We start from the raw sequence: 24,171 nt of genomic DNA, 5'->3' as shown, positions 1-24,171 counted from the left end.
CACGTCTTCGCCGGAGGGGCCCGCGTCGAGCGACAGCCCCAAAGCTGAGCTCAGCCCCTTGGGGCCTGGCGCCCGTGGCGTGGATCGTGAGGGGGTGCGGGTGGAGGCGAAGCCTCCCCCGCCGCGCCAACGGCGCAATGTCACAGTGGGGCGGGCGGGACTCGAACCCGCGACCAAGGGATTATGAGTCCCCAGCTCTAACCTGCTGAGCTACCGCCCCGAGCGTCGCAAGCTTACCGAGCCGCGCAAGTCCAATGCCGCCCGCGACGGGCGTGGACGTGAAAAAAAGGCCTCCGAAGAGGCCTTGAATGCTCCCGCGATAGGACTCGAACCTATAACCTGCCGGTTAACAGCCGGCTGCTCTGCCAATTGAGCTACGCGGGATCGTTCATCGCCCTCCGAACCGGATCAAACCGTTCGAGGGCGACCGGGAAAGAGTACAGCACGAACCCGGGGGTCTTCGCCACCGGGTATCCACGTTCGGGTGCCGTGGCGGGGCAAACGGGGCAAGATCCATGTGTCGGGACGACGATGAGCGGGTATGACAACACAGGCGGCGCACTTCTGGACTGATACCTAGCGCCGCTGAGAAGGAGGTCGTCGCCATGCGCGGCAAGCTACTGTTCCTCGGCGGTCTGGCCGCGGGCTTTGTGCTCGGGTCCCGGGCTGGTCGGGAGAAGTATGAGGAGCTCAAGGCCACTGCTCTGAAGATCAAGGAGAGCCCGACGGTCCAGGAAGCGGCCGGGGTTGTCCAGGAGCAGGCGACGCGGCTCTACAGCGAAGGCAAGACCAAGGTCACCGACAAGCTGGCCAACAGCCGGCTCGCGGAGACCGAGGTCGGGCAGCGGTTCCTGAACAAGACGTCGAGCACGCCTGAGATCGAGCGGGACTACGCGACCTCGAGCACGCCTTCGTCCGGGACGAGCTTCTGACAAAACGCCCAAAAGCGTAAAAAATGATGCCCGAAGCATGAAAGGCCGGCCCCGTTCGGGGCCGGCCTTTCACAGCATCACGACGAAGACGAGAACGCCGCGTCGAAGGCGGCCGTAGGCGCGTCGAAGGCCAGGCCGCGGACGAACTTCAGGGCTTCGGGCGCGCCGACGAGGCGGTCCATGCCGGCGTCCTCCCATTCGATCGACAGCGGGCCCTTGTAGCCGATCGCGTTCAGCGCCCGGAAGCAGTCCTCCCACGGCACGTCGCCGTGGCCGGTGGAGACGAAGTCCCAGCCGCGGCGCAGGTCGGCCCACGGCAGGTGGGAGGCGAGCCGGCCGCGGCGGCCGTCGCCGGTGCGGACCTTGGCGTCCTTGCAGTCGACGTGGTAGATCCGGTCGGCGAAGTCGAAGATGAAGTTGACCGGGTCGAGCTCCTGCCACACGAAGTGTGACGGGTCCCAGTTGAGGCCGAACGCCTCGCGGTGGCCGATCGCCTCCAGCGTGCGCTTCGTGGTCCAGTAGTCGTAGGCGATCTCGCTCGGGTGCACCTCGTGCGCGAACCGCACACCGACCTCGTCGAACACGTCGAGGATCGGGTTCCAGCGGTCCGCGAAGTCCTGATAGCCGGCTTCAATCATTTCTGGGGGTACCGGCGGGAACATGGCCAATGTGTGCCAGATGGACGATCCCGTGAAGCCGATGACCACGTCGACGCCGAGCTTGCGGGCGGCCCGCGCGGTGTCCTTGATCTCGTCGGCGGCGCGCTGCCGGACGCCCTCGGGCGCGCCGCCGCCCCAGATCCGGGCCGGCAGGATGCCCTGGTGCCGCTGGTCGATGGGGTGGTCGCAGACGGCCTGCCCGACGAGGTGGTTGGAGATGGCCCAGACGTTCAGGTTGTACTTCGCGAGCGTCTCCCGCTTGCGGTCCACATAGGACTCGTCGGCGAGGGCCTTGTCGACCTCGAAGTGGTCGCCCCAGCAGGCGATCTCGAGGCCGTCGTAGCCCCATTCGGACGCGAGCCGGCAGACTTCCTCGAACGGGAGGTCGGCCCACTGGCCGGTGAAGAGCGTGATTGGACGCGCCATGCTGCTGTCCTCCGGATGAAGGGTCCAGGCGCGAGGGAAACCTGTGAACGGAACGAGAATCGAGTGGGTTGCGCCCCCACACCCCAATCCTAGAGGTACCCCGCCCGCCCAGACAACGCCGCACCGGGTCTGACCAGCGTCGGCGTCGCCGGGCAGGGGTGCCGCGCAGGAGCGTCCGGGCGGGCGGGTCCCGAGGGAGGAGCCGGTCGGCGTCGCGGCCCCTCCCCCGCTCAGGACGACGAGCTCAGCGGGTCAGCGTGAACTCGTCGACGTCGAACAGCGAGCCGCCGTTGCCCCGGAACACCAGGAACAGCGGGCCCGTCCCGCTCGCCAGCGAAGCGGTGACGGTCCGGAACGTCTCCCAGCCCCCGGTGTTGGGGACGGCGACCGACCCGAGCAGCCGGCCGGTGGTCGACCCGCTCCGGAACTCGATCGTGCCCCCGGCGCCGGCCGAGGAGATGCGGACGGTGACGCCGCGCACCGAGGTCAGATCGGCGGTGTACGAAGCCCAGTCGCCGTTGTCGATGTAGCCGGCGGTGCGGCCGCCGACCGCGGGAGCATGCGTCGCGATCTGCACGCCGCCGGTGGAGACGAACGACTCACCTTGCATCGCCGCGGCCACCGAACAGTTCCCGTCCACTCGGCGGGCCGTGTAGCGGATGGCGCCGAGAAGCAGGGACCGGAAGGCCGGGTCGGTGTAGCTCTCCTCGGTGTGCCCGAAGCCGGTGTAGAAGGAGCGTCCGGAGTCGATCGTCTTGCACCACGTGATCGGGTGGTCGCCGTTCATCGTGCCGCCCGAGTAGGTCGACTCGTTCAGCGACGCGAGCACATGCGCTGAGCTGCGCGGATTCGTCTGATAGTTGTACCACTCATCGGTCCGCGTCCACGTCGCCCCGAGGTGCGCGGTGGCCGGATGTGTGCGGTCCTCGACGTTCACCGTCGCCGCTTGAATGGCCGGGTGCGACGAGAACCAGGCCCCGACCAGCGTGCCGTAGAACGGCCACGAGTACTCCGTGTCGGCGGCCGCGTGCACGCCGACATAACCGCCGCCCCCACGGATGTACGCCTCGAACGCCGTCTGCTGCGCGTCGTTGAGCACATCGCCGGTCGTCGACATGAAAACGACGGTTTGGTACTGCGACAGACCCGCGGCCGTGAACACAGCGGCGTCCTCGGTGGAGGTCACGGTGAAGTTGTTGGCGGCGCCCAGGGCCTGCACGGCGGCAATGCCGTTGGGGATGGACGAGTGGCGGAAACCGGCCGTCTTGGAGAAGACCAGCACTTTGTAGGGAGCGTCGGCGGCACTGGCGGGTGCGGCGACGAGCGTCCCGGCGACGATCAGGCCTGCCGTAGCGGCGGCGAGCCACGAGCGGATGGTCATGACAGTTCCTCACGATCAACTCGTTACGGTCTGCGCGCGCCGCCGCGCTGTCATGCACTGCGAAAGGGTTCCCGGGCCGGACGTCTGGCTGACGTCCGGCCGGGATCCCGGTCCTGCCATTCCGACGCCTCGATTACCCCGGCCCGCGGGGCGCAACCGCGGACCGGCCCTCGCAAAGAGAGGCGTCAGAAAGTCAATCAGCCACGAATCCCCAGAAGGTGCTCCATGGCCAGTTGGTCGAGGCGCTCGAACGCCATGCCACGCGCGGCGACCGCCTCGATGTCGATCTGCTCGGCCCGCAGCTGTTCCAGGGTCTCCCCCGGCAGCAGCGTCGGCACCGAAAGCTCATCGACCCGCGCGGTCGCCAGGGCGGCGGACACCTCGGGGTCGTCGCGGAACGCGCGGACCTTCTCCCGCAGGATCAGGTAATTGCGCATGCAGGCGGCCGCGGTACCCCAGACGCCTTCGGCATCTTCCGTGCGCGGCGGTTTGTAGTCGAAATGGCGCGGCCCGGCGTAGGCGGTCGGATAGCCGGAGCTGTTCTCCAGCGTGTCGACCGTCCAGAACGCGCCGCGCAGATTGCCGGCGCCGAAGCGCAGGTCCTGGTCGAAGCGCGGCCCGTGCTGACCGTTCAGGTCGATGTGGAACAGCTTCCCGTGCCACAGCGCCTGCGCGATGCCGTGCGCGAAGTTCAGCCCGGCCATCTCCTCGTGGCCGACCTCGGGATTGAGCCCGACCCGCGACGGCTCGTCGAGGGTCGAGATGAGCGCGAGCGCATGCCCGATCGTGGGCAGCAGAATGTCACCGCGCGGCTCGTTGGGCTTGGGTTCAATGGCCAGGCGGATGTCGTACCCCTGCTGCCGGATATAGGCACAGATGGCGTTGATGGCCTCGCGGTACCGGTCCAGGGCGGCTCGCATCTGCTTGCCGGCCCCGGACTCGGCCCCCTCGCGGCCACCCCACAACACATAGGTCGGAGCACCCAGCTCAGCCGCGAGGTCGATATTCCGCAACACTTTCTGCAACGCGTACCGCCGCACCGCCCGATCGTTGGCGGTAAATGCCCCGTCCTTGAAGACCGGATGCCCGAACAGGTTCGTCGTCGCCATTGACACGACCAGTCCGGTGTCGTCCAGAGCCTCGCGGAACCGGGCGACGACCTTGTCCCGCGCGGCCTCGTCGCTGCCGAACGGGATCAGGTCGTCGTCGTGGAAGCTGACGCCGTACGCCCCCAGCTCGGCCAGCCGGTGCACGGTCTCGACCGGGTCGAGCGCCGCGCGTGACGCCGAGCCGAAGACGTCCTGGGCCTGCCAGCCCACGGTCCACAGCCCGAACGAGAACCGGTCGGCCGGAGTCGGAACGAACGGGTCGTGGCTCATGGGGCCACACTCACCCAAGAGGCGTCCGACCTGGCCACCGCGTCGAGCACCAGCTGCACCTGCAGCGCGTCCTCGAACGACGGCGTCGGATCGGCCCCCGTCGCGACCGCCTCGATGAAGTCGCGCATTTCGTGGGTGAAGCTGTGCTCGTAGCCGATGATGTGCCCCGGCGGCCACCACGCCCCCATGTACGGGTGGTCGCCCTCGGTCACCAGGATGCGGCTCCAGCCCTGCTCGGCCGCCGGCTGGGTGGCGTCGTAGAACTCCAGCTCGTTCAGCCGCTCCAGATCAAAGGCGATGCTGCCGTACTCCCCGTTGACCTCGACCCGCAGCCCGTTCTTGCGTCCGGTGGCGAAGCGCGTCGCCTCGTATGTGGCCACCGCTCCCCCGTCGAGCCGCGCGATGAACAGCGCGGCGTCGTCGACAGTGACCTCACCCGTGGCCGACCCGGCCGAAGCGGAAAGCCCGGCCGACGCTTCGACCAGGGGACGCTCCTTGATAAACGTTTCAGTCAGCCCGGACACGCCGGTGATGCGCTGGCCGGTGACGAACTGGGTCAGGTCGATGATGTGCGCTCCGATGTCGCCGAGCGCACCCGAGCCGGCCTTGTCCTTCTGTAGCCGCCACACCAGCGGGAAGTTGGGGTCGACGATCCAGTCCTGCAGGTAGACGGCGCGGACGTGGCGGATCGCGCCGATCCGTCCGGCCGCGATCAGGTTGCGCATCAGCGAGACGGCCGGCACGCGGCGGTAGTTGAACCCGCACGCCGACCGCACGCCCACGGTCCGGGCCTTGACCGCCGCGGCGACCATCGCCCGGGCCTCCTCGACGGTGTTGGCGAGCGGCTTCTCGCAGAGCACGTGCTTGCCCGCCTCGAGCGCGGCGATCGCGATCTCGGCGTGGCTGTCGCCCGGGGTACACACGTCGATGACGTCGATGTCGTCCCGGGCGATCAGCTCGCGCCAGTCGGTGACCGCCTCGGCCCAGCCGAGCCGGGCCGCGGCCTCGGCCACCTTGGCCTCGTCGCGACCGCAGACGGCGACCATGCTGGCCCGCGCCGGCAGGTCGAAGACCCGGTTCACGGTGCGCCACGCCTGGGAATGCGCGGCGCCCATGAACGCGTATCCGACCATGCCGACGCGCAGCTCCTGACTGGACACTGGCGGTTCCTTTCGTGGTGGGAGCGCCCGGCAACAGGCGCGCCGCTTGAACATTCGCCCGCCGGCGAAGGCGCCGCGGCAGGCCGCGGCGTTCGGCGCTGGGTGGCGGTGAAGGTGATCTAGGCCTGTCGCCGGTCGCTGAGCACAGTGGGTCAGGACTTGAAGCCGAGGGGCAGGTACTTGTCGACGTTGTCCTTCGTGATCGTCTCGGACTGCAGCACGATCAGCTTCGGCACCTGCAGCTCGACCAGGTCGCCCATGCCCTTGCCCTGCGCGGCCAGCCGGGCCAGGATGATCGCCGACGAGGCCATCGACGGCGGGTACGTCACGGTCGCGGTCAGCACCGTGTCGCCGCTCTTGATGTGGTCCATGGCGTCGCGCGAACCGGCCCCGCCGACCATGAAGAACTCCTTGCGGCCGGCCTGCTGGATGGCCGCGAGGACGCCGACGCCCTGGTCGTCGTCGTGGTTCCACAGCGCGTCGAGCTTCGGCGCGGCCTGCAGCAGGTTGGCCGCGGCGGACTGACCGGTCTGGACCGTGAAGCCGGCCGCGACGCGGTGCTTGACGCTCAGCCCGTAGGTCTTGAGCGTGTCGGCGAAGCCCTTCGAGCGGTCCTTGGTCAGCTGCAGCTCGTCGATGCCGGGGATCTCACCGATGACGGCGTCGGTCTTGCCCTTGAGCTTCTCGCCGACGTAGTGCCCGGCGGCCACGCCCATGCCGTAGTTGTCGCCCTTGATGAGGCTGAACGACGCGGCCGAGTCGGAGAACTCGCGGTCGAGGTTGATGACGATGATGCCGGCGTCCATGGCCTTCTTGCCGACCGCGGTGAGCTGGGCGCCGTCCTGCGGGAGCAGCACGATCGCGTCCGGCTTGCTGGCGATCAGGGTCTCCAGGGCCGCGATCTGGGCCGGTGCGTCCTTGCCGGCGTCGACGACCTTGAGCGTCACGTCGGAGAACTTCGCCGCCTGCGCCTTGGCGTTGTTGGTGATGGCGCCGATCCAGCCGTGGTCGGCGGCCGGGGCGGAGAAGCCGATGGTGACCGCCTTGCCGGGGGCCTCGCTGGCGGCGTTCTCCTTGGTGTTGGTCTGCGGTGCGCTGTCCTTCGTGTCGTTCGACGTGCAGGCGGCCAGCAGCGCGCCGGCGCCGAGGGCGGCCCCGCCGAACATCAGTCGGCGGCGGGACATGTCGCTCATCGCGACCTCCAATTTGGGGTGTTTTTGGGTGTGCGGATCCACGCTGTCGCCCCGGCGTGGGCGACAGCTGCTGTAGGAAGCGTCAGGAAGTGACTTTTCTTCGGCGCCAGATCGAGATGACCGGGAACGCCTGGATCAGCACGGCGACGACGATGATGCCGCCCTTGATGATCCGCTGCAGGTCGAGCTGCAGGTTGTTGATGACGAACAGGTTGGTGATCTGCGTGAAGATGAGCACGCCGAGCAGCGAGCCGACGATGGTGCCGCGGCCGCCGGTCAGTGCCGTGCCGCCGATGATGGCGGCGGCGATCGCGTCGAGCTCGTAGAGGTCGCCGTGCGTGTTGCTGCCGGAGGTCGTCTGCGAGACCACGATCAGCGCGGCGATGCCGCAGCAGAGCCCGGACAGGACGTAGAGCAGCACGGTGTGGAGCCGCACGTTGATGCCGGCCAGGCGGGCGGCCTCAGCGTTGCCGCCGATGGCGACCGTGCGCCGGCCGAACGTGGTGCGGTTGAGCAGGACCCAGCCGAGCGCGACGACGACGAGGAAAATGATGGCGACTACCGGTACCCCCGCAAGCTTTGTCGTCGCAAACCCGTTGATGAAGGCGTCATGGTTGATCTGGGTCTGCGAGCCGGAGATGCTCTGCGCCAGGCCCCGGGCCGACAGCATCATGGCCAGGGTCGCGATGAAGGGCACCAGCCGGCCGTAGGCGATGAGCCCGCCGTTGATCAGGCCCGCGCCCGCGCCGACGGCCAGCGCCGCGAAGATCATGCTGAACGCGCCGTAGCTCTGTGTCGCCACCGTCGTGCACCAGACGCTGGCCAGGGCCAGCAGTGCGCCGACCGAGAGGTCGATGCCGCCGCTGATCATCACGAACGTCATGCCGATCGTGAGGACGCCGATGCTGGAGGCCTGTGTCAGTACCGTCAGCTCGTTGCTCCACAGCCGCTCGCCGTCGAGGAAGATCTCCGGCTTCGTGATCGCGCCGATGACCAGCAGCAGGAGCAGCACGCCGATCAGGGCCAGGTTGCGCTTGGTGTTGTCGGCGCCCTCCCGGTGCCAGAAGCCCGGGGCGGCCGCGCGGGGCGGATCGTGAACGTCCACCGGTTCCGTGGCGGTGCTCATACGGCGGTCCCTTCGGGGGTGATGCCCTCCAGCAGCGACCCGGCCATGACCAGGTCGAGAACGGTGTCTTCGTCGAGTTCGCCGGCGGGTGCCTCCCGCACGACCCGACCCTCGCGCATGACCAGCACGCGGTCGGCCAGGCCGAGGACCTCGGGCACCTCGCTCGACACGAGCAGCACGCCGACACCCTCGTCGGCGAGTTTGCGGATGACCTGGTAAAGCTCGGCCCGGGCGCCCACGTCGACACCGCGGGTCGGCTCGTCGAGCAGCAGCAGCTTCGTCCCGCCGAGCAGCCAGCGCCCGACGACGACCTTCTGCTGGTTGCCGCCGGACAGCGTGCGCACCGGGCGGCGGACGTCGGCCGGGCGCAGGTCCAGGCCGCGGGTGATCTCCTCGGCGGCCGCGCGTTCCCGCCCGGCGTCGGTGAAGCCACCGCGGGCGAAGCGCGTGAAGCCGGCCAGGGTCACGTTGCGATAGATCGGCTCGCCGAGCAGCAGCGCCTGACTCTTGCGCTCCTCGGGCGCCATCCCGATGCCGGCCCGCACCGCCGCGTTGACACTGCCCCGGCGAAGCTTCTTTCCAAGCATTTCGATGGTACCGCCGGAAGGCCGACGAGCACCGTAAATGGACTCGAGCACCTCGGAGCGGCCCGAGCCGACGAGCCCGGTGATGCCGACGATCTCTCCACTGTGGACCCGCAACGAGACGTCCGCGAACCGGCCCGGCAGCGTCAAATTCTGCACGTCCAGGATCACGGGGCTGCCGGTCTTCGACGGCGGGCGCGGCGGGAAGACGTATTCGATGGTGCGCCCGGTCATCCGCGACACCAGCTCGCGGTTGGGCGTCGTCTTGGCGTCCAGGTTGGCGGCCGTCGTGCGACCGTCCTTGAGCACCGTCACCCGGTCGCCGATCTCGCGGATCTCGTCGAGGCGGTGCGAGATGTAGATGACCGCGATGCCCTGTGCGGTGAGCCCGCGCACGATCCGGAAGAGGTTCTGCACCTCGTCGTGGGCCAGCACGGCGCTCGGCTCGTCCATGATGAGCAGCCGCGCCTCCCGGGACAGCGCCCGGCCCATGCTCACGATCTGCTTCGCGGCCGCGGGCAGCTTGCCGACCTCGCGGGCGACCGGGATCTCCGGGTGCCCGAGGCGGGCCAGGATCGCGGCGGCGCCCTTGCGCATGGCCCGGCGGGCGACGAACCCGCCGCTGCTGGGCTCGTGGCCGAGGTACATGTTCTCGGCGACGCTGAGCCCGTCGACCAGGTCGAGCTCCTGGTAGATGGTGGCGATCCCGGCCTTCATGGCCGCCTGCGGGCTGCCGAAGCCGACCGGCTCACCGTGCCACAGAATCTCGCCCGAGTCCGGGGTGTGCGCCCCCGCCAGGACCTTGATCAGCGTCGACTTGCCGGCGCCGTTCTGCCCGAGCAGGCAGTGCACCTCGCCTTCCTTGACTTCCAGCTGCACGCCGTCGAGTGCGCGTACCCCCGGAAAGGTCTTCACCACATCGGTCAGTCGCAGGACGATGTCGTCCGTCATGATGGCCGCCCATATGCGAGTTCGCTGGCCAGCACCGCGGCGCCGACGACGCCGGCGCGGGGGCCGAGCTCGGACAGGACGACCGGCAGATTGCCGGTCGCCAGGGGCAGCGAGCGCCGGTACACCACGCTGCGAATCTCGGCCAGCAGGATGTGCCCGAGCCCGGCCAGCCCGCCGCCGATCACGATCATCGACGGGTTGATGAAGCTGACCAGCCCGGCGAGCGTCCCGCCGACCCGCCGCCCGCCGTCGCGGATCAGCCGGATGCAGGTCACGTCCCCCTCGGCCGCCCCGTCGGCGACATCCTTGGCGGTCACGGACCCGTTGGCGGAGAGCCGGTCCGCGAGCGCCGGCGACGCACCGCTGCGCGCGGCCGCCGTGGCGTCCCGGGCCAGCGCACCCCCGCCGAACAGCGCCTCCAGGCAGCCGACGTTGCCGCACGAGCACACCGGCCCGTGCGAGTCGACCTGGATGTGCCCGATGTCCCCGGCGCAGCCGTCGGTGCCGCGGTACACCTCACCGTTGAGGTAGATGCCGCACCCGATCCCGGTGCCGACCTTCAGGAACAGCAGGTTGTCGACCGAGTGCGCGACCCCGCCGTAACGCTCGCCGATGCTCATGATGTTGACGTCGTTGTCGACGACCACCGGGCAGTTGTGCTCCCGCCCCAGCACCTCACGCACCGGGAACCGGTCCCACCCCGGCATGATGGGCGGCGACACCGGCACCCCGTCGCGAAAACTGACCGGCCCCGGCACCCCGATCCCGATCGCGTGCAGCCGGTCATAGGCGCCGTCGACGCGGAACTTGTGCAGGATCTCGTTGACCCGCTGCAGGATGACTTTGGGCCCGGACCGGATGTCGGCCGGCTCCCCATACGCGGCGAGGGGCTCGAGCCGCCCGTCGGTGATCTCGACGTCGATCGAGCTGGCCCCCAGGTCGACCGCGGCGAACCGCAGCCCCGGGTTCAGCTCCACCAGCGTCGAACGCCGCCCGCCCCGGCTGGCCGCGGGCCCCGCTTCGCGGATGAGCCCGGTCGCGACGAGCGAGTCGAGGTCGGCCAGCAGCCGCGGCCGCGGCACTTCGAGCCGGTCCGCGAGCTCGGCCCGCGACAGCGCCCCGGTGTCCCGCAACAACCGGAGCAGGCGCGACTGAACCGGATTGTCGATGGCGCTGACCGTGTTCATTGAAGGCACCCCCTCGTCGGGTCGCAGTTGCCTGGGCGCACCGCGACATGCGGCAAGACCACCACACCGCCAGAAGCCCCCGGGTTGCCGACCTGTGTGGCCCGCGTTACACCCGTGTTGCGAAGGGACTCTAGGCCCCTGTAAGCCACCCCGTCTAGACCTTCTGCCGCCCGTTACCAAACTTTTGCTGATTCCAACGGAAGTTTGGCTGCACTTCCCGAAAAGCGCGAGGGGGAGGCTTCGCCTCCACCCACACCCCCTCCCGATCTCCGCCAGCAGGTCCGGGCCCAATAGCGGTGGCCAGTCACAACCACGCCGAGTTATCGCATGATGACGACTTTCCAGCCACGAAGGGCGGCCCGTCCACCGCTCGGGCGCAGCACCACGCGCGAGGTTTGACCGACACCGGCACCACCATGTGCGACGACTGCCCGACCCAGAGCTATCGGCCTCCTCGCATCCTCGGGCCGGGGCAATCCATCACGGTCCATGTCATTCCGGCGATACACGGCGGCATCGCCTGCAGCTGCGCTCGTCGGCCCAGCCCGTCATACGGCGCCGGCCTGCCCGGTAGAACGATGTGGCCCTAACCTGGTGGGGTGCTGTGGAACTTACCCGCCGGGCCGTACACCCTTGAAGACGTCACTCGCCTGGCCGAAGCCGACAGCGACCACCGCTTCGAGCTGAGCGAAGGCAATCTCATCGTCATGGCGCCCAGTCCGTGGCGCCACCAGGAGATCAGTCTTCTCATGGCCACGTGGCTACGCGACACCCACGTCGGCAGCGTGAATGCGACATGCGGCGTACGGACCGCGGACGACAACCGCAACGGCAGAGTCCCCGACGTGGTCGTCACCAACAGACCCGTCGCGGCCGAGACGGTGTGGCTGGACCGAACCGTAGTTGCCCTGGCCGTGGAAGTCGTCTCCAAGGGTTCGGAGCGCCTGGACCACTGGCTCAAGCCGATCGAATACGCGGAGGCCGGCATCCCCCTGTTCTGGCGAGTCGAGCCCGACGAGGTCGTGATCCAGTTCCGCCTCGAAGCCGGCCGCTACGTCGAGTACGGCAAGGTCCCCCTGAATGCCCTACTCTCCGGCGACGTGCCCGTCCTGAACTAGCCCGGCGACCACCTGCTTCCGCCTCCTGCTTCCCGCGTCCCGTTTTCCGTTTCCCGCGTCCCGCGTCCGGCGTCCCCCGACCGCACGGCCGCGGCGGGCCCGGCACCGCACAACGCGACCTCGGCCGATGGCAACACCCGAGTGCGCGGGCACGACCGTAGCCTGGTCACCCGATCAGCGGCCGCGATCCGTGCGTCGCCGGCGGGCCCGTCGGGGTCGCCATTCTGTGGCCCGGCCCGTGGGCTGGGCGCCTACGGCGACAGGAACGAAAGGTCGCGCTGCATCGTGCCCAGCGCTACGGCGGCCGTCCTCACAGAGGTGGCACGGGCCATCTCCACAGAGGTGGCCTGGAGTTGGCGAGGCTCAGTGCAGCAGCAGCCTCCCCAACCGCCGGCTGGCCAGCCACAGCCCCCCAGCCGCCAGCGCCGCCAGGTATCCCGCATGCCAGACCAGCGGCCACCCCAGCAGCCCGAGGCACAGCCCGCGCACCAGCTCGACCCCGTGATAGAGCGGCGTCAGCTCGATGAGCACGCGAGCCACGAGCGGATAGTCCCCCGGCGGCGCGAACGTCCCGCTGAACAGGAACAGCGCGAACTGCCCCACGTTCACATAGTCGAAGTCCTGCCACGACCGCAGCAGCGTCGACAAAGCCATCCCCAGTCCCCCGAAAGCGAACCCCACCAGCATCGCGGCCGGGAACGCGGCCAGGGCCCAGCCGAGCGTCGTGAGGTCCAGGGCGACCATGACGGCCAGGAAGGCGGCCGAGTAGAAGCTGCCGCGCAGCATCGCCCAGAGCAACTCGCCGCCGGCCAGCTGCAACGGCGTCACCGGCGTGGCCAGGGTGGCGTCGTAGAGCTTCATGAACTTCAATTTGCCGTAGAAGTTCATGATGGTCTCGGCCAGGGCGCCGGTCATAGCCGAGGCGGCCAGGGTCGCCGGGGCCACGAACTGGGCGTAGCTGACCAGGCGGCCGTCGGCGACCGGGATGTCGCCGATGAGCTTGCCGACGCCGACGCCGATCGAGAACAGGTAGAGCAGCGGCTCGGCGAAGCCCGACAGCAGCACCATCCAGTAGGCCGCGTGCCGGGCCGCCGCCAGGTTGCGCGCCGTCACCGACAGCGTGCCCTGCGCCTCCCGCCCCATGCGCCGATACGCGAGAGTCGTCGTCACCATGGCTCAGTCCTCCAGCCGTCGGGTGAAACCGCGCACCGCCAGCACGTAGCCGACCGCGAAATACGCCAGCAGCACCGCCACGTGCGCCCACACGCCCCAGGCTGTCGCCGTGCCAAGCGTCGCCGCCCGGCAGAGCTCGACGCCGTGCCACAGCGGGGAGGCATAGGCGAGCACCCGGGCCGCCGCCGGCAGCCCCTCGACCGGGAAGAACACCCCGGCGAACAGCGACATCGGCACGACCAGCAGCCGGAACAGCACCGCGAAGTAGCCGTCGCTCGGCACCACCGAGGCGAACGCGAACGTCGGTGCCGCGAAGGCCAGGCCGGTCAGGATCGCCGGCGCGAACGTGGCCAGCGCCCACCACGAGTGCAACGCCCCGAACGGCAGCAGCATCAGCAGGAACGCGAACGTGGCCAGGGCGACGCGCAGGCCGAGGAACAGCAAGTGCCCCCGCAGGATCGCGGCCGAGCTCAGCGGGGTCACGCGCATGGCGTGGTAGGTGCGTATCCAGTTGAACATCGAGAACACCGGCCAGGTCGAGTCGCCCACCGCGACCTGCAGGGCCGTGGAGGCGAGCAGGCCCGGCCCGATCCAGTCGAGGTAGGGCGCGCCCAGCCCGGACGGCCGCGCGTCGACGTAGCCGCCGACGGTCACCCCCATCGCGACCAGGAACAGGGCGGGGAGGGCGAACGAGCTGAACACCGAGGACCGCCACGTGCGCCGATAGGACACGAGGTGGTATTCGAGCGCCGCGAACGTGCCCATCACTCCACCAGCGTCCGGCCGGTCAGCTGCAGGAACACGTCCTCCAGCGATCCCCGTCGGACCAGCGTGCTCGACGGCGCCAGGCCCCGGGCCGCGATCTCGGCGAGGGCGTCGTCGCCGTCCTGGGTATAGACGAGCACGCGGTCCGGCAGCGCCTCCACCCGCTCCCCGATCCCGTCGAGCTTGCCGGCCATGTCGACGTCATCGGTGCCGAAGCGGACCTCCACCACCTCGCGGGTCGAGTGCCGCTCGATGAGCTCGCGCGGCGAGCCCTCGGCCACGATCCGGCCGCCGTCCATCACCACGAGCCGGTCGCACAGCTGCTCGGCCTCATCCATGTAGTGCGTGGTCAGCACCAGCGTCACGCCCCGCTGTTTGAGCCGGAACAGCCGCTCCCACACCAGGTGCCGGGCCTGCGGGTCGAGCCCGGTCGTCGGCTCGTCGAGCAGCACCAGGTCGGGCTCGTTGACCAGGGCCCGGGCGATCGTCAGGCGGCGCTTCATGCCGCCGGACAGCGGCTCGACCTTGGAGTCGGCGCGGTCGGCGAGCTGCACGAAGTCGAGCAGCTCGCGGGCGCGCTCACGGGCCACCCGGCGGGGGATGCCGAAGTAGCGCGCGTAGATCACCAGGTTTTCCAGCACCGTGAGCTCGGGGTCGAGCGTGTCCAGCTGCGGGCACACGCCGAGCCGGGCCCGGATCGCCGGCCCGTCGCGGGCCGCGTCGAGGCCGAGGATGCGCAGGGTCCCGCTGGTCGGGCGGGAGACGCAGCCGATCATGCGCATGGTGGAGGACTTGCCCGCCCCATTGGGCCCCAGGAACCCGAACGCCTCCCCGGGCGCCACCCGGATGTCAATGCCATCGACGGCCGTGAATTCACCGAATCGTTTGACCAGCGCAGTCGCTGCGATCAATGCCCCGTTGTCAGTCACGCCCCGACCATAGCCGAGGGGTACGACAGTTTTAGGATGCCCCGATGCGCCTCAACCCGCGCTGGCTCGGGCTGGCCGCCTCGACGCTACTGGCCGTCAGCGGCTTCCTGGCCGGCAAGCCATACCATCACGATGCCGCCTGGGTGACCGGCGTCTGCGTGTGGTTCGTGGCGCTGTCTGCCTTAGGTTACGCCTGGTGGCAGCTGCGGAATGAGCGCGAGGGACTCCTCGTCACCGCAGTGCTGTGGTGCCTGCCGCTGCTCATCGCGCCACCCATGGGCGCGCTCGACGTCTACGCGTACGCCTGCCAGGGTCAGCTCTTCGACGCCGGCCTGAACCTCTACGAACACGGCCCGGCCGACCTGCCCTGCACCTGGCTCTCGTCCGTGCCGCCACTGTGGCGCGACACACCGACGCCCTACGGCCCGCTCTGGTTCGCCCTCTCCGGCGGCATCGCCTGGCTCGCGCACGGCCATCTCATCGTCGCCGTCGGCCTGTTCCGCGTGGCCGCCGTCCTCGGTCTTATCCTCTGTGTGGCCGCCGCGCACCGCCTCACCGACCGCAACGCGGCCCTGGCCCTGAGCCCGCTGGTCCTCATCCATGTCGTCTCCGGCGTGCACAACGACATCCTCGTCGCGGGCTTCGTGATCGCCGCGTTCGCATTCGCAGTACACAAAAAACCGACAAGCGCCGGCGCAGCGATCGGACTGGCCGCCGCAGTCAAGGTCACAGCCCTTGTGGCAGGCCCTTTTCTGGTACTGCTCCTGCTGCGCCGCCGCCGCGAGCCGTTCCTGTTCGCCGCCGCGGCCGCCGCGGTGTATGCCCTGCTCGCGGCGGCTACCGGCCTCGGTCTCGGCTTCCTCGGCGCGCTGGGCTCCACCGCCCAGCTGGTGCAGTGGCTGTCGATCCCCAGCGGCGTCGGCATGGCTGCCGGTTACGTTCTGCGACTGTTCGGACTACCCAGCGCATTCGGCACCGCGGTCGCCGTCGCCCGTGGCGTAGGCTTTGCCGCACTGGCAGTCCTGCTGCTGTGGCTCTGGATCCGGGCCCTGCGCAAGGTCTGGCCTGCTCGTCACGAGTCCGACGACATCATCAACCCGGTGCTGACCGCGGCCGGCATGGCCATGCTCGCCACAGCAGTCCTGGGCCCGGTGTTCTACGCCTGGTATGCGCTGGCCGGCATCGCCGTCCTCGCATGCACCCCATTGACCGGCCGGCTGCGCACCGGCGTCCACGTGGCAGTGGTAGCACTGCCGTTCCTGACCCTGCCCGACAGTCTCGGCCTCGCCACGAAAACCAAGGTCCCCGGCGCGTTCCTGGACGTCGCGCTGGTGACAACCGTCGCCGTCCGCCTCGTCAGCAAGAGGCGGGCGGAAATGAAGCTACGAACCCGTACCGACGCCTGACTTCGCCCAGTCGACCAGCTCACGGGTGTGCTCGACCACGCCCGAAACCGTCGGGTCGACACCCTCGTCATACCGGACCGTCCACCGCAACCCGTTCACCCCGGGCACCCGCCGGCCGACGACCCGGACCCCGCCCCGCGAACCAGTGATCTCCTCGAGAGGGTGATGTGAAGTGTGCGCGATCGACTTGTTCACCCGGACCCGCACCTGCTCGGGCACCCGGTCCGGATCGAGCAGCGTGACGATGAGCGGCGGGAGGTCCTCCATCACCGCATACGCGTCGTCGACGACCGGCACCTCCCGGGCCGCGATGATCGCCAGCTGCCGCCCCGACCACGTCGCCTTGTGGATCTCGTGCCACCCGAGCCGCTCGTCGGCGCCCGGCAGCCACAGGCCGTGGTTGGTCGCGACCACGATGTTGTCGCCGGTCGCGCCGGCCCAGGCCACGACCCGCTCGTCCGGGGCCAGCTTCGGCCGCCGGTCCGCCGGCAGCCGCCGTCGCTTGAACAGTCCCATCACGTCACCACCGACTCGCGCCACGGTCGCGCAGGGCCCGCGCGTGGCCCTCCAGCGACACCAGCTCACTGAACAGCCGCAGATGCTCGTCGGCGCTGCTCACCGGGTTGATCCGCTGCAGCTTCGACTTCAGCTCGGCGATCGTCCGGTTCAACGCCATGAGCTGCAACCGGTTGATCGTCACCTCGACATAGCGCGGGTCCGGGTCCCCGTCCAGGCGCAGCGGCTCGACGGCCAGCTCGGCCACCATCGCCCCGGCCGTCAGGTCCAGGCAGGCCTCGCGCACCTGCTCGATCCAGACCGCGCCGCCGGCCGCGCTCGACGCGCCGCCGGCCTCGAGCACCGCGGTGCGCAGCGAGGTGTAGGTCGGATGCGTGTACATCTCCGGCCCGATCGCGTCGAACATCGGCCCGGCCAGGGTCGGCAGCTGCAGGGCCAGCTTGAGCGCCTCCCGCTCGACCAGGGCCTCCGCGCTGTCCGGCGACAGGACGCGGCGCTGGGCCGGCACCGGCATCGGATCGACGACCCCCTTGGCCGCCGAGGCGACGGTGCGCTGCACCAGCTCCAGCTCCATGCCCAGGTCGCCGGAGAGCTTGCGGGCATATTCAGGCCGCAGCGTCCGGTCCTTGATCTTGGCGACGAGCGGCGCGGTGGCCTTCAGCGCGCCGACCCGGCCCTCGGCGGTGTCGAGGTTGAAGCGCTGGATCACCGAGCGCAGCGCGAAGTCGAGCAGCGGCTGCCGGTCGGCCACCAGGTCCCGCACCGCGGCGTCGCCCTTGGCCAGGCGCAGCTCACACGGGTCCATGCCGTCGGGGCCGACCGCGATGAACGTCTGGGCGACGAAACGCTGATCGTCCTCAAACGCGCGCAGCGCCGCCTTCTGCCCGGCCGCGTCACCGTCGAACGTGAAGATGATCTCGCCGCCATAGCCGTCCGCGTCCATCAGCAGCCGGCGCAGGACCGAGATGTGGTCGCCGCCGAACGACGTCCCGCAGGTCGCCACCGCCACCGGGACGCCGGCCAGGTGACAGGCCATGACGTCGGTGTAGCCCTCCACGATCACGACCCGGCTCTGCTTCGCGATCTCGCGTTTCGCCTGATCGATGCCATACAGCACGTGCGACTTCTTGTACAGCGGTGTCTCGGGTGTGTTCAGGTACTTCGGCCCGTCATCGTCGTCGAAGAGCTTGCGCGCGCCGAAGCCGATCACTTCGCCCGAGATGTCCTTGATCGGCCACAGCAGCCGTCGCCGAAACCGGTCGATCAGGCCGCCGCTGCGCCCCTCGCGGCACAGGCCGGCGGTGGTGAGCTCGGCCGCCGAGAAGCCCTTCTGCCGCAGGTGCTTCGCCAGGTTGTCCCAGCCCTCGGGGGCAAACCCGCACCCGTAGCGCTCGGCCGCCTCCTTGCTGAACCCGCGCTGGGCCAGAAACTCGCGGGCCTTGCGCGCGCCCGGCGACCCCAGCTGCTCCTGATAGAACCGGGCCGCCTCGGCGTGCGCGGCGACCAGCCGGTGCTTCTGGCCACTGGGCCGCACCGGGGCGCTGCCGGCCTCGACGTAGCGCAGCTGCAGCCCCGCCTTCGACGCCAGCCGCTCGACCGACTCCACGAACGTGAGGTGATCGTGGTCCATCAGAAACTTGATGGCGTCACCACCGGCACCGCAGCCGTGGCAGAAGTAGACATTCCGGGCGGGAGAAACGTTGAAGGAGGCCGTCTTCTCGTCGTGGAACGGGCACAGCCCCTTGAGGTTGCCACCGCCCGCCGAACGCAGCGTGACGTGCTCGGAGATCACGTCCTCGATCGACGTGCGTTCCCGGACCAGGGCGATGTCCTCGTCCTTGATCTTGCCGGCCACCGACACCTCCCCACACATCCTGCCGCATCTCCGACCCACCCGAACCGGACCACGGCGCTACGACAATCTACGACCCGGCGGGGCATCGAGCATTGCCGGGCCGTGCGATCCTCGCGACATGTCCACACCACCGGCCGTGCGAGAAGAGCCAAAACCCCCGAAGGCCCTTCCTTGGTACCGTCGCCGCCGGACCCTGCTCCGCCTGCTCCTCGCCACCATTGTGATCGTCGCCATCGTCCTCGCCCCGACGGTGTGGGTCCGAGCCGTGTCGTCCGGCCGCCTGGTCTCGGTCGCCGAGGCCCCGGCGGCGGATGTGGCGATCGTCTTCGGCGCCGAGGTCGCCCCCGGCGGCCAGGAACCCAAGACGTTCCTGCGCAACCGCCTGGACACGGCCGCGGCCCTGGTGACCACCGGCAAAGTGAAGGCTCTCCTCATCTCCGGCGACGCGCAGGGCGGCTCCGGCAACGAGGTCCGAGTCATGAGCGACTACCTGGCCCGCAAGGGCGTGGAGCCGTCCAGGGTCGTCATGGACCCATATGGCCTCGACACGTACGACACCTGCAAGCGCGCCCACGACGTCTACGGCGTGAGCCGTGCGTTGCTGGTGAGCCAGGACCTCCACCTGTATCGGGCCGTCACCCTCTGCCGCGGTGTGAACGTCGACGCCTGGGGCGTCCCATCCGGCTGCGAAGGCTGCCGCACGGTGACAATCTGGAAGAACCAGCTCAGAGACGTAGCCGCCGCCTGGAAAGCCGCGTGGGACGCCACGAGCGACCGCGCCCCCGCGGCCCAGTCCCCACCCGACCCGTCCCTCCAGCAGGCAGTGGCCGCGCACACTCCATAGTGGACGTGCCCCGGCCGCGCTGCCGCGCACCGACTCGCTCCGACACACCGGCCCACGCTCGCGCACCGGCTCGACCCGCACACTGGCCCGACTGGCACGCCGGCTCGACTCGCACGCCGGCTCGGTCCAGCGCCCGCTCGGTCCAGCGCCCGCTCGGTCCGGCGTCGGCTCTCTCCGGGACACGACCCGCAGCGACGACGTCATCCCGCGCGCGCTGGCTCGATCCCGCGCGCCGGCCTGTTCCCGCATCCGGCTTTGACCGTCGGGCCGACTTCGGCGTCTTCAAAAGCAGCGCCGAGGGCAGGTGACCGTGAGCAGAATCTGGGGGCGACACGCCGATTTTGGCGAGACTCGCCCCGGTCGGGCGACTGACGCCTTCGCCACACGGCCCGTCCATTGCGGTTTCCGGCATGCGCGCCCGGCCGCACCGGCATACTTGACCAGGTTCACGGGGCCGCGGCGATCGGCCGGGCCCGATCTCGGACCACGTCTCTTGATTCCGCGAACATGACGATGGGTGGTGGCAACCGCTGTGGTCATCGTGCTGCGGACCACGGATGACGTCCTGCGCTGGGCCGGTCGTCTGGTCGACCCGCCCCTGCGCACCGCGATCGGCCGCCTGCCGGAGCCGTCCCGCGCGGTCGCCGAGCTGCAACTCGGCTGGCACCTCGGCGACGACGTCCCCGCCGCCTCCCTCCGCAGCGCCCTGACCCTGGTCTGTGCCGACGCCGTCGGAGGCGACCCCCACGACGCCGTGCCGGGTGCGGTCGCGGTCGAGCTGATGCACCACTGGTCAGCCATCCGCCGCGACCTGGTCGAGGAGCACGCCGACGGCACCGCCTGGAGCGTCGTCGGGCCGGAGCCGGCGTCGCTGGGCGGGGAGGCACTGCTGGCCCTCGCGTACGACGTGATCGCCACCGGCGACCCCACCCACACCCACCCCACCCCCCGCACAGGCACCGGCATCGAGACCGCCGGGCTGTCTTCAGCCGCCGCCGGGGACGAGGACGCATCCGCGAGCCGCGACTCGAGGGCCACGCCGACCGCTCTCGGCGCACCGACCCCGGACGCGCTCGGCTCCAGCACACCGCGAGCCGGGCGGCGAGCCACGGCCGACGACGCGTTCGGCATGTTGCCCAGCCGCGCAAAGGGTGGGGCCGCGGGTTTGCGGCAGCGGTCCGGACAGGCCGGGCCGGACCGGGCCATGCTGCGCATCCTGGGCGACACGGTGCAAGAGTTGCTGCACGGCCAGCACGCCTCGCTCGCACTGCGCCGGGGAAGTACCGCCGGCGAGGAACGCACCGACCTGCTCCGCGACTGCCTGGCCATGGTCGAGCAGCGGACCGGCGCGCTGTTCGGCTGCGCCTGCGCGCTCGGCGCGGTCGCGGGCGGCGGCGACCCGGCCCAGGTGGAGCGCCTCCGGCTGTTCGGGGTCCGGCTGGGCCTGGCCGTCCAGTTCACCGAGGACCTCATCGGCATCTGGGGCGAAGGCGGCCGCGCCGACCTCCGCCGCCGTCGCCGCTCCCTCCCCGTGGCCGCCGCGGTAGCCGCCGGCGCCGACGAGCTGACCGCCCTGTTCGCAGGCCACGGCCGCCTCAGCGACACCGACGTCGAACGCGCCGCCAAGACCATCGAACAGTCCGGCGCCCTCGACTGGTGCCGCCGCCAGGCCGACGAGCTGCTCTCCCAGGCCCTCCTGGCCCTCGACCTGGCCTCCCCCTCCCCCGCCGCCGTCGCCGAACTCGTCGCCCTCGCCCGCCGCGCCACCGCCACCCCCCGATAACCGCCACCGCCACCGCACCGCCACCCGCCGCGCCGCACCCGCCCCGCCCCGCCGCGCCTCCGCCACCCCGCGCCCCGCGATGGAGCCCGAGCCGCCACCCGCCACCGCCACCCGCCGCGCCGCACCTCCGCACCCGCCCCGCCGTGCCTCCGCCACCCCGCGCCCCGCAATGGAGCCCGAGCCGCCGCGCGTCACCGCGCGCCGAGCAGAGCCGCCACCGCAACCTCCGCAAGCGCTGCGGCAAGGGACAAAGCAGTCGTCGACGGCCCGAACCGGATGGGGGTCCCGGCACGCCTAAGGGGTGATGCGGGGAGGGCTGCGGCATGGCGGGGGACGACGAGTTTCACGAGTTTGTCCGGGCTCGGCTGCCGGGACTGCGGCGGGCGGCGTTTCTCCTGTGCGGGGACTGGAGTCGCGGGGACGACATCGTGCAGCGGGCGCTCACCGATGTGTACGTGCGGTGGAAGCGGGTCCGGCGGGCCGGGAACGTCGATGCGTACGTGCGGGCGGTGCTCGTGCATCGATTCGTCGACGAGCGGCGGCTCGCCTGGTCGGGGCGGGTGCGGCTGGTCGATCAGGTGCCGGAGCGGGGGGTTGAGGACCGGGCGCTGACGAATGTCGCCGCCGGGATTGACCTGCAGGCGGCGCTCGCGCGGTTGCCGGAGCGGCAGCGGGCGGTACTGGTGCTGCGGTTCTTTTATGACATGTCGGTCGAGCAGACCGCGCAGGTGTTGCGGTGCGCGCCCGGGACCGTGAAGAGCCAGACCTCGGTCGCCCTCGCAGCGATGCGGCGGCTCCTCAAAGACGACGAGACCGTTCCGAAAGACGAGACCGTCACGAAAGACGAGACCGTCACGAAAGACGAGACCGTTCCGAAAGACGAGACCGTCACGAAACACGAGACCGTCACGAAACACGAGACCACTGCGAGGTCGCGATGAACGAGGACAGCCTGCGCAGTCTCATGCGGGCCGACGACGAGCCGCCGGAGTCGCTCGTCGACCTGAGTGCGGTTGTGAGCGTCGGGCGGCGGCGGCGACAGCGAAGGTTCGCGCAGCAAGCACTAGCGGCCGCGCTGGTCCTGGCCGGTGGGCTCGCGCTGGCCCAACCGGGCGCACAGCCGGACGTCTCCGCGGCGGACCCACCGACGCCGGCCGTAACCCACCGACAGCAAGCGCCCGAGCAAGGGCAAGAGCGCGGGTTCGACCCGGTGCTCGTGCTGCGGTTCAGGGCCGGCTGGCTGCCGGAAGGCGTCCAGCCCGACCCGTATCCGCAGCTGTGGGCGGCCCGGCAGTCGCAGCGGTACCGCAGCCAGGACGGAACAACCGACTTCACGATCTCCCTGTACGCACCCGACTTCCCTCCACAGGGCCACAACGAGAAGCAATGGCCATGGGCCCCCGACGCATACGCCACGATCGCCGGCAAAGCACCCGGCGACGCCGCCGCGAACCAGAACCTCTGGCAGCACATCGCCGAGCAGCTCGACACCGACGCCCAGCGTCCCGTCCCGCTGCCCGGTTACATCACCGGTGTCACGCCCGGCCTGGCGCTGGTCGGCGTCGAGTACAGCTACGACGCCGCCCAGCAGCGAACCGTCTGGGTGCTGGTGCTCAACGACCACGCGTATGTGCCCGGGACAGCCGACGACCCCGGGCTGCGCGTCCCACTCGTCCCGGGCGGCCGAGCACCGGGAACCGTCCACCTGCTCGACGACCCGAAGGACTGGACCATCGACCCGGTCAGGTGAGCGCGGCCACGACGGCCTCGGCCCGGTCGGCGTGCTTCTGGTAGGCACCGGGATAGGCCGAGCGCTGCACCGCCTGGGCCGCGCCGGTCACGCTCATGCCCTGCCAGCCGGAGACCTCGGACAGGGCGCTGTAGAACAGCATCGCCGAGTGCGCCGGGTCCATGAGCTCGGGCACGCTCCCCCAGCCCTGGCTGGCCCGCTGCTGAAACAGCCCGACCGAGTCGTGGTCGGCCGAGACGCCGTCGTGCGGGAGCTTGAGCGAGGACGGCACGGCCGGGCTGGCGACGTTGTACAGGTCGCTCTCCTGCATAGCCGTGGCGACCGCGACGACCAGGCCCTTCTCGGGGATGCCCTGGGCCCGGCCCTGCTTGACGATCGCGGCCGCGTTGTTCATCTGGGTCTGGTCGAGGCCGGCGACGGGGCGCGGCAGGATCGGGGCCGCGGCGACCTCGACCGGCGCGATGGACAGCACGGCCAGGCCGAAGACGTCGTTCGCTTCGACGTCGTAGGCGGCGTGTTTCGGCTCGTACATCGGCAGCGAGTCGGTCACCGAAGGCGGCGCGCCGGCCGCCGAGGCCGCGGTCGCGGTGGCGGTGGTGCTGCCGGCGGAGCCGGAGGCGAGCAGCGTGGCGGACAGGACGACGGCGGACACGGCCGCGGTTCTCACGGGTTGCACGGGACGGCGGTGCCGGGGCTGAAACTGCCGCGGCAGCGGGGTCAAGAGAGGCAAGAAAGGTCTCCGGGACGAGAGCGGGCGCCCGCCATCGGCACGATCCCGTGGTGCGTAAGGGATCGCGCGGAGCGAGCGGCGGTCGGCGGTGAGCGGACGGCCAGGAATCAGGTCCTGGCGCTCACCCGTCCGGGAGCGTGACGGCGACAGTCGTCGTAGAGCACGATGCGGTTCTCCTTCCGGTGCCGCCTACCGGGTTAGCTGACGGGTTCGGACGGGAGGATTCGCCCTACCGTGACTCGGTCACGGATACACCCCAAGGACTGCGATGGGTCCCCGGCTCGCGACGCCGAAGTGTGCGGCGCGACTCGACGGCGCCTGCCC

21 protein-coding genes, 2 tRNA genes and 1 riboswitch are annotated in these 24,171 nt (G+C 70.2%); of the genes, 7 read left to right on the top strand and 16 right to left on the bottom strand.

The features are described 5' to 3' along the window. Positions 1-146: 146 nt before the first annotated feature. Both ACIA8L_RS28010 and ACIA8L_RS28005 read right to left on the bottom strand, forming a co-directional pair. Positions 147-220 (bottom strand) — tRNA-Ile (locus ACIA8L_RS28010). Positions 221-311: 91 nt separating this feature from the next. Then, positions 312-384, bottom strand: a tRNA-Asn gene (locus ACIA8L_RS28005). 221 nt (positions 385-605) lie between these two features. Between ACIA8L_RS28005 and ACIA8L_RS28000 the strand changes: the two genes are divergently transcribed. Then, positions 606-932, top strand: a complete 327-nt coding sequence (locus ACIA8L_RS28000; RefSeq protein ID WP_395909441.1) for a hypothetical protein — start codon at positions 606-608, stop codon at positions 930-932. A 77-nt stretch (positions 933-1,009) separates the two neighbouring features. On the opposite strand, the gene ACIA8L_RS27995 is transcribed toward ACIA8L_RS28000, so the two are convergent. From ACIA8L_RS27995 to ACIA8L_RS27960, 8 genes are all read right to left on the bottom strand, one after another. Then, the gene (locus tag ACIA8L_RS27995; protein WP_395909440.1) at positions 1,010-2,017 is read right to left on the bottom strand and encodes a sugar phosphate isomerase/epimerase family protein; all 1,008 of its coding nucleotides are present in this window, start codon (positions 2,015-2,017) and stop codon (positions 1,010-1,012) included. A gap of 244 nt (positions 2,018-2,261) precedes the next feature. Beyond that, positions 2,262-3,398 carry a ThuA domain-containing protein gene (locus tag ACIA8L_RS27990; protein WP_395909438.1) on the bottom strand — a complete coding sequence of 379 codons (1,137 nt, stop codon included), beginning with the start codon at positions 3,396-3,398 and terminating at the stop codon, positions 2,262-2,264. 197 nt (positions 3,399-3,595) lie between these two features. Continuing rightward, complete coding sequence (gene xylA / locus ACIA8L_RS27985; RefSeq protein ID WP_395909436.1) at positions 3,596-4,777, bottom strand: xylose isomerase; 1,182 nt, start codon at positions 4,775-4,777, stop codon at positions 3,596-3,598. After that, on the bottom strand, positions 4,774-5,910 hold the full coding sequence (locus ACIA8L_RS27980) for a Gfo/Idh/MocA family protein (protein ID WP_395909720.1): 1,137 nt from the start codon (positions 5,908-5,910) through the stop codon (positions 4,774-4,776). The genes xylA and ACIA8L_RS27980 overlap by 4 nt, the downstream gene beginning before the upstream one ends. 179 nt (positions 5,911-6,089) lie before the next feature. Further along, positions 6,090-7,130: a substrate-binding domain-containing protein gene (locus tag ACIA8L_RS27975; protein ID WP_395909434.1), complete on the bottom strand. Its 1,041-nt coding sequence runs from the start codon at positions 7,128-7,130 to the stop codon at positions 6,090-6,092. An 82-nt stretch (positions 7,131-7,212) separates the two neighbouring features. Next, a complete protein-coding gene (locus ACIA8L_RS27970) occupies positions 7,213-8,256 on the bottom strand; it encodes an ABC transporter permease (protein ID WP_395909433.1) in 1,044 nt (347 codons plus the stop codon). Beyond that, entirely contained in the window at positions 8,253-9,791 is a 1,539-nt protein-coding gene (locus ACIA8L_RS27965) for a sugar ABC transporter ATP-binding protein (protein ID WP_395909432.1), read from the bottom strand. Before ACIA8L_RS27965 ends, ACIA8L_RS27970 begins: the two co-directional genes overlap by 4 nt. Next, positions 9,788-10,978, bottom strand: a complete 1,191-nt coding sequence (locus ACIA8L_RS27960; protein ID WP_395909431.1) for an ROK family transcriptional regulator — start codon at positions 10,976-10,978, stop codon at positions 9,788-9,790. Before ACIA8L_RS27960 ends, ACIA8L_RS27965 begins: the two co-directional genes overlap by 4 nt. 599 nt (positions 10,979-11,577) lie before the next feature. Here ACIA8L_RS27960 and ACIA8L_RS27955 point away from each other — a divergent pair. Then, the gene (locus ACIA8L_RS27955) at positions 11,578-12,096 is read left to right on the top strand and encodes a Uma2 family endonuclease (protein WP_395909430.1); all 519 of its coding nucleotides are present in this window, start codon (positions 11,578-11,580) and stop codon (positions 12,094-12,096) included. 363 nt (positions 12,097-12,459) lie between these two features. Here ACIA8L_RS27955 and ACIA8L_RS27950 read toward each other — a convergent pair whose 3' ends face one another. From ACIA8L_RS27950 to ACIA8L_RS27940, 3 genes are read right to left on the bottom strand one after another with little or no spacing between them, the layout of a single operon-like run. Further along, positions 12,460-13,269 carry an ABC transporter permease gene (locus ACIA8L_RS27950; protein ID WP_395909428.1) on the bottom strand — a complete coding sequence of 270 codons (810 nt, stop codon included), beginning with the start codon at positions 13,267-13,269 and terminating at the stop codon, positions 12,460-12,462. A 3-nt stretch (positions 13,270-13,272) separates the two neighbouring features. Next, positions 13,273-14,034, bottom strand: a complete 762-nt coding sequence (locus ACIA8L_RS27945; RefSeq protein WP_395909427.1) for an ABC transporter permease — start codon at positions 14,032-14,034, stop codon at positions 13,273-13,275. Then, a complete protein-coding gene (locus ACIA8L_RS27940; protein ID WP_395909426.1) occupies positions 14,034-14,963 on the bottom strand; it encodes an ABC transporter ATP-binding protein in 930 nt (309 codons plus the stop codon). The genes ACIA8L_RS27945 and ACIA8L_RS27940 overlap by 1 nt, the downstream gene beginning before the upstream one ends. Before the next feature lie 44 nt (positions 14,964-15,007). Here ACIA8L_RS27940 and mptB point away from each other — a divergent pair, with 44 nt between their 5' ends. Continuing rightward, positions 15,008-16,369, top strand: coding sequence for a polyprenol phosphomannose-dependent alpha 1,6 mannosyltransferase MptB (gene mptB, locus ACIA8L_RS27935; RefSeq protein WP_395909425.1), 1,362 nt, complete (start codon positions 15,008-15,010; stop codon positions 16,367-16,369). Here the strand turns inward: mptB and ACIA8L_RS27930 are convergent. Both ACIA8L_RS27930 and dnaG read right to left on the bottom strand, forming a co-directional pair. Next, a complete protein-coding gene (locus ACIA8L_RS27930) occupies positions 16,346-16,885 on the bottom strand; it encodes a hypothetical protein (protein WP_395909423.1) in 540 nt (179 codons plus the stop codon). The two genes, mptB and ACIA8L_RS27930, sit on opposite strands and share 24 nt — an antisense overlap. Positions 16,886-16,889: 4 nt before the next feature. After that, on the bottom strand, positions 16,890-18,758 hold the full coding sequence (dnaG, locus tag ACIA8L_RS27925; protein ID WP_395909421.1) for a DNA primase: 1,869 nt from the start codon (positions 18,756-18,758) through the stop codon (positions 16,890-16,892). Between the two features lie 100 nt (positions 18,759-18,858). Between dnaG and ACIA8L_RS27920 the strand changes: the two genes are divergently transcribed. The 4 genes from ACIA8L_RS27920 (at position 18,859) to ACIA8L_RS27905 (ending at position 23,117) form a co-directional block, all read left to right on the top strand. Next, positions 18,859-19,584 (top strand): vancomycin high temperature exclusion protein, encoded by a 726-nt coding sequence (locus ACIA8L_RS27920; protein ID WP_395909420.1) that lies wholly within the window; start codon positions 18,859-18,861, stop codon positions 19,582-19,584. A gap of 520 nt (positions 19,585-20,104) precedes the next feature. Beyond that, positions 20,105-21,367 (top strand): polyprenyl synthetase family protein, encoded by a 1,263-nt coding sequence (locus ACIA8L_RS27915; RefSeq protein WP_395909418.1) that lies wholly within the window; start codon positions 20,105-20,107, stop codon positions 21,365-21,367. Positions 21,368-21,690: 323 nt separating this feature from the next. Further along, positions 21,691-22,308 carry a SigE family RNA polymerase sigma factor gene (locus ACIA8L_RS27910; protein ID WP_395909416.1) on the top strand — a complete coding sequence of 206 codons (618 nt, stop codon included), beginning with the start codon at positions 21,691-21,693 and terminating at the stop codon, positions 22,306-22,308. Next, complete coding sequence (locus ACIA8L_RS27905) at positions 22,305-23,117, top strand: hypothetical protein (protein ID WP_395909415.1); 813 nt, start codon at positions 22,305-22,307, stop codon at positions 23,115-23,117. Before ACIA8L_RS27910 ends, ACIA8L_RS27905 begins: the two co-directional genes overlap by 4 nt. Here the strand turns inward: ACIA8L_RS27905 and ACIA8L_RS27900 are convergent. Continuing rightward, positions 23,110-23,784, bottom strand: a complete 675-nt coding sequence (locus tag ACIA8L_RS27900) for a hypothetical protein (protein ID WP_395909414.1) — start codon at positions 23,782-23,784, stop codon at positions 23,110-23,112. The two genes, ACIA8L_RS27905 and ACIA8L_RS27900, sit on opposite strands and share 8 nt — an antisense overlap. Before the next feature lie 234 nt (positions 23,785-24,018). After that, positions 24,019-24,171: riboswitch (cyclic di-AMP (ydaO/yuaA leader) on the bottom strand.

Source organism: Dactylosporangium sp. NPDC051541 (assembly GCF_044454505.1).
Classification (GTDB): Bacteria; Actinomycetota; Actinomycetes; order Mycobacteriales; family Micromonosporaceae; genus Dactylosporangium.
The sequence above is the reverse complement of the archived record's forward strand: the minus strand, read 5'-3'. Positions and strand labels throughout refer to the sequence as shown.